Source organism: Streptomyces sp. SID3212 (assembly GCF_009865405.1).
Lineage (GTDB): Bacteria > Actinomycetota > Actinomycetes > Streptomycetales > Streptomycetaceae > Streptomyces.
This window is the reverse complement of sequence record NZ_WWJY01000551.1, coordinates 1-5,387: the sequence shown is the minus strand read 5'-3', so window position 1 is coordinate 5,387 and position 5,387 is coordinate 1. Positions and strand designations below refer to the sequence as shown.

The following is a 5,387-nucleotide window of genomic DNA, read 5'->3' as shown; positions in this document are numbered from 1 at the left end:
GGCCGGGCGGCTGCACGACCGGGGCCTCGGCGCCCACACGACCGGGATCGCGTTCGTCCTGCTCGTGGCGTCCTGGCTGCCGCTCGCCCTCACCCGGCAGTCCTTGTGGGCGCTGGCGATCGGGGCGGTGCTCCTCGACCTCGCCGTGCAGGCGGTGCACGTCACCAACCAGAGCATGATCTTCGCCCTGCGCCCCGACGCGGGCAGCCGGCTGATGGCCGGATACATGATCTTCTACTCGATCGGCAGCGCGGTCGGCGGTCTCGCCTCGACGGCCGTGTACGCCCTGGCCGGGTGGGGCGCGGTCTGCGTCCTGGGCGCGGCGTTCAGCGCGCTCGGCCTGCTGCTCTGGGCCGTCACCACACCCCGGCGGGTCACGGTGTGAGCCCCCGGCCGCGCGCCGCCGCCAGCCAGTGCGGATAGCGCGCCAGCAGGAGGTCGTAGAGCTGCTCGTCCGTCAATTCGCCGGGGTCGCGGACGGAGAAGAACCCGATGTTGTCGGGGTACGGCCCCGGCCGCGCGCTCAGCTCCGCCAGGAACGCGAACTCGTCCGGCTCCCCGATCGCCATGAACTGCCAGAACAACGGCTCGTAGCCGGACGACCGCAGCTGCTCCAGCGCCACCTCCGGTTCACTGGTCGCGCCGTCGGTGACCAACATGACAAACACAGGCGGCTCGACCGCACCCGCGCCGGCGCCCGCCTTCGCGTCCGCGAGCGGCGGGACCGACCGTAAGTCCACCGACCCTGAGTAGCGACCGCGCACCAGGCGGATCACCGCGCCGTAGTCGGCCGAGCCGTCGGCGTCGGCCTCCTGGTGCAGCACAGCGGTCCGGCCCCGGTAGTCGGCCGGCCCCATGGAGCCCGCCGCCTCCGCGACGGTGGCGAAGGGGAAGACGTCGACCTCACCGTTGTCGTCGAGGCGCAGGGCCAGCGCCAGGACCCGTTCGGCGAGGGCCTGGACCCGGCCCGACGCGTAGACGCCGGACATCGACGCCGACCTGTCGAGACAGAGCACGACCCGCGCGGTGTGCCCGGCCAGACCGTGCTTATCCAGGCTCACGGCCGCCTTCCTGGTGTACGAGAGCAGCTCCTCGTGGCCTTCTTCGGCCAGCCGTTTCTCCATTGAGGTCAGCCGCTGCTCCTTGAGCCGGGCCGGCGAGGAGGGCGCCGGTGGAGAGGACTCCGGCCGAGAGGCAGCCGGCCGGCTCGGCGCCCCGGGCCCCGGGGGCGGCGGGTCGTCCGAGACCGCCACGCCGAAGTCCGTGGCCAGACCGGCCAGTCCCGACGCGTACCCCTCCCCCACCGCCCGGAACCGCCAGCCCCCCGCCCGCCGGTACACCTCGCCGAAGACGAACGCCGTCTCCGTCGTCGCGTCGCCGATGTCGAACGCGACCACCATCGCGCCCGTACCGGCGTCCGTCACCTGGAGGCGCAGGCCCGGAACCCGGCCGAACGGCCCCCCGTCCGCCGAGGCCGCCAGCACCACCGACGCCACCTCGGCCGGGACCCGCCCCAGATCGAGACGGAGGCACTCCTCACCCGGCCGCCCCGGCCCCCGGACCACCGCCCCCGACGGATGAACCGGCTGGTTGTAGAAGACGAGGTCGTCGTCGCCCCGCACCCGCCGCCGTCCGTCCAGCACGAGTGCGGACGCGTCCACGTCCGGTACGCCGGGACCGGGTCGCCAGGTGAGGGTGGCGCGCAACTCCGTTGTGGACAGCGGGACGTTGGCACCCTTGGCAAGGTTGGTCATGTCCTCCACCGTGCCACGCCCGAAGTCACCGCCCGGCCGTCAGGACCCGCCTGCGGCAGGGCTGTTACCGGTCCGCTACTCCGTCACGTCGCGGACGACGTCCGGAGGCCGCTTCACGACGTACGTGGGCACGAAAACGGGAGATGACGGTACGGACCGGGGCACCCGTCAGCCCGCGAACCAGCGCACGGGGCGTGGCGCGAGGTTCTGGTAGATGTGCTTGGCCTCGCGGTACTCGTCGAGCCCGGCCGGCCCCAGCTCGCGCCCGATCCCGGACCTGCCGAAGCCGCCCCACTCCGCCTGCGGGAGGCAGGGGTGGAAGTCGTTGATCCATACGGTCCCGTGCCGCAGCCGCCCGGCGACCCGCCGCGCCCGCCCCGGGTCGGCGCTCCAGACACCGCCGGCCAGGCCGTACCCGGTGTCGTTGGCGAGGGCCACGGCCTCGTCCTCCGTACGGAAGGTCTCGACGGTCAGCACGGGCCCGACGACCTCCTCCCGTACGACCCGCATCCCGCGGTGGCACTGGTCGAGGACGGTCGGCTCGTAGAAGTAGCCCTCGGCGGGCCGGACGGCGGAGGGTTCGGGGCGCTGGCCGCCGGAGCGCAGGACCGCGCCTTCCGCGAGCGCGGAGGCGACGTACTCCTCCGTTCTCGCCAACTGCCCGGCGGAGACGAGCGGTCCGCACTCCACGTTCTGCTCCGTGCCGCGACCGAGCCGTACGCGCTCGGCGCGCCGGGCCAGTTCGCCGACGAAGCGCTCGCGTATCGACTCCTCGACGATCAGCCGGGAGCCGGCCGAGCGGACCTGCCCACTGTGGATGAAGGCGGCGTTCAGCGCCTGGTCGACGGCGGTGTCGAAGCCCTCCTCGGTGGCGCAGGCGTCGGCGAAGACGATGTCCGGGTTCTTGCCGCCCAACTCCAGGACGACTTTCTTCACGCCGAGGGCCGCCGCCCGCATCACCTCCGTACCGCTGCTCAGGCCGCCGGTGAAGGACACCAGGTCCACGTCGGGGTGTTGGGCGAGCCGGGCGCCGACGGCGGCGCCCGCGCCGGTCACCAGATTGGCGACCCCGGCGGGCAGGCCGGCCTCGGCGAGCAGGTCGATGAGGTCGACCGTCGTGAGCGGGGTGAGTTCGCCGGGCTTGACGACGAAGGTGTTGCCCGCGGCGAGGGCGGGGGCGATCTTCCGGCCGGCCTGGAGGAGCGGGGAGTTCCAGGGGGTGATCAGCGCGCAAACGCCGACGGGTTCGTGGACGACCACGCTGTGGACGGTGTCCGAGCCCGCGTCGACGACCCGGCCGCCGCTCTCGTTCCTCACCAGGTCGGCGAAGTAGCGGAAGGTCTCGGCGACGCGGTCGACGTCGACGCGGGCCTCCTCCAGGGTCTTCCCGGAGTCCCGGCTCTCCAGCAGCGCGACGCTCTCGCGGTTACGGATCAGCAGATCGGCGGTACGGCGCAGCAGCGCGGCCCGCTCGGCGACCGGGGTCCGGGGCCAGGAGCCCTCGTCGAACGCCGTACGCGCCGCGGCGACGGCCGCGTCCGCGTCCTCGGTCCCGCCCTCCGACACCACGGCGAGAACCGTCGCGTCGGCGGGGTCGAGAATGTCGCGTGTGGCACCGGAGACGGCTTCACGCCACTCTCCGCCCACGTGGATGGTCTGTTGTGCCGACACGTCGCGTCTTGCCTTCCCGTACGGAACGTCCTCCACCAGCGATAACTGGCGATCGGGGCGCCTGCCCCAGGGGGCGGGAAGCATGCGGTTCCGGTGGCCGAAAGTGCGCGGTGTCACGTCGGGGAACGCGCAAGGCCCCGACCCGGCCGACCGGGTGGGTCGGCGGATCGGGGCCTGGCTGTGGTGACGATCAGATCAGGCCGAGCTCACGCACCGCGTCGCGCTCCTCCTGGAGCTCCTTCACCGACGCGTCGATCCGCGCCCGCGAGAAGTCGTTGATGTCCAGGCCCTGGACGATCTCGTACGTGCCGTCCTTCGTGGTGACGGGGAAGGACGAGATGATGCCCTCCGGCACGCCGTAGGAGCCGTCCGACGGGATGCCCATGGAGGTCCAGTCGCCCTCGGCGGTGCCGTTGACCCACGTGTACACGTGGTCGAGGGCGGCGTTGGCGGCGGACGCGGCGGAGGACGCGCCACGCGCCTCGATGATCGCGGCGCCGCGCTTGGCGACGGTCGGGATGAACGTGTCGGCCAGCCACGCCTCGTCGTTGACGGTCTCCGCGGCGTTCTTGCCGGCGATCTCCGCGTGGAAGATGTCCGGGTACTGCGTGGCGGAGTGGTTGCCCCAGATGGTCAGGCGGCGGATGTCGGAGACGGCCGCGCCCGTCTTCCGGGCGAGCTGCGAGATCGCGCGGTTGTGGTCCAGCCGCGTCATCGCGGTGAAGCGCTCGGCCGGTACGTCCGGGGCGGCGGCCTGGGCGATCAGCGCGTTCGTGTTGGCGGGGTTGCCGACGACGAGGACCTTGATGTCGTCCGCGGCGTTGTCGTTGATGGCCTTGCCCTGCGGCTTGAAGATGCCGCCGTTGGCGGAGAGCAGGTCACCGCGCTCCATGCCCTTCGTACGGGGGCGGGCGCCGACCAGCAGCGCGACGTTGGCGCCGGCGAAGGCGACGTTCGGGTCGTCCGTGATCTCGATGCCGCGCAGCAGCGGGAACGCGGAGTCGTCGAGCTCCATCGCCGTGCCCTCGGCGGCCTTGAGACCCTGCGGGATCTCCAGGAGACGCAGTTTGACCGGCACATCCGCGCCGAGCAGATGGCCGGAGGCGATGCGGAAGAGCAGCGCGTAGCCGATCTGGCCGGCCGCGCCGGTGACGGTGACATTCACGGGAGTGCGGGTCATGGCGATCTCCGTAAGACAGCTGGGTGGCGGGGGTCCCTGCCCCTGATGCGGGACATCTCCCCGGCGCCGGTCGGGGTTCCGGACTCAACCCCGATGCAAATCTTGACGTGAAGAGATATCCAGCGGTCAGGCTATCGGACCCCGGCGCCCCTGGATCGCCGCCCCCTTTGTGGCACGGCTCACGACCTTGACGCGGTGCCCCGCGCGCCGACGGACGCCACATGGAGGAGCGGACGAGCGCCCCGTGGCGGAATCGTCACCTCCCTGCCACAGGCGGCAGGCAACCCTTGATCCCCTCCGGCGCGTCCATGACGCTGATGTCCGTACGGGAAACACCCCGGACCCGGCCGAACGGCGCTCGTCCTCCCTCGGGGGAGGGGACGAGCGCCGTTCTCGTACAACTCGCAGATCAACGCATGCCCTTAGGGCATGTCGCCCTAGGGCACGGTCGAGTGGACGATGTCCTCCAGGAACGGGATCTCCAGCCACGGCTTGGGCTGCGTCATCAGCGCGAGCATGATGATGACCAGACCCAGCAGGCCGTACGTGACCATGTCGGTGAAGCGCGAGCGCACGGCGAGCATGCCGACGGACGGCAGGACGCGGCGCAGGGCGGCGCCGCCGATCAGCGCGACACCGATGAGGATCGTGCCGATCCGGAACGCCTCGTCGAAGGGGTGCGTGCCGACGATCAGGAGCCCGAGGCCGACGGTCCCGAGGACGCTGAGCAGCGGCCACTGCCGGGCGGGCGCGGGCGCGTCCGGGGGTGCGGCCCGGCCGCC

5 protein-coding genes are annotated in these 5,387 nt (G+C 72.2%); 1 reads left to right on the top strand and 4 read right to left on the bottom strand.

Annotated elements, in window-relative coordinates; genetic code table 11:
- The coding region (locus GT042_RS16765; protein WP_161309523.1) for an MFS transporter at positions 1-385 on the top strand (385 nt) is incomplete at its 5' end.
- Here GT042_RS16765 and GT042_RS16760 read toward each other — a convergent pair.
- The 4 genes from GT042_RS16760 to GT042_RS16745 all read right to left on the bottom strand — a co-directional run.
- Positions 375-1,754: a VWA domain-containing protein gene (locus GT042_RS16760; protein WP_161309522.1), complete on the bottom strand. Its 1,380-nt coding sequence runs from the start codon at positions 1,752-1,754 to the stop codon at positions 375-377. The two genes, GT042_RS16765 and GT042_RS16760, sit on opposite strands and share 11 nt — an antisense overlap.
- Positions 1,755-1,922: 168 nt before the next feature.
- A complete protein-coding gene (locus GT042_RS16755; RefSeq protein ID WP_345943795.1) occupies positions 1,923-3,425 on the bottom strand; it encodes an aldehyde dehydrogenase family protein in 1,503 nt (500 codons plus the stop codon).
- A gap of 190 nt (positions 3,426-3,615) precedes the next feature.
- Positions 3,616-4,605, bottom strand: a complete 990-nt coding sequence (locus GT042_RS16750) for a malate dehydrogenase (RefSeq protein ID WP_161309521.1) — start codon at positions 4,603-4,605, stop codon at positions 3,616-3,618.
- 437 nt (positions 4,606-5,042) lie between these two features.
- Positions 5,043-5,387 (bottom strand): DUF3017 domain-containing protein (locus tag GT042_RS16745; RefSeq protein WP_161309520.1); only part of this gene is annotated, 345 nt, incomplete at its 5' end.

What these genes read in the sequence shown, in the direction of transcription:
- GT042_RS16760 (WP_161309522.1), bottom strand. Translation starts at nt 1,754, where the DNA reads ATGACCAACCTTGCCAAGGGTGCCAACGTCCCGCTGTCCACAACGGAG.
- GT042_RS16750 (WP_161309521.1), bottom strand. Translation starts at nt 4,605, where the DNA reads ATGACCCGCACTCCCGTGAATGTCACCGTCACCGGCGCGGCCGGCCAG.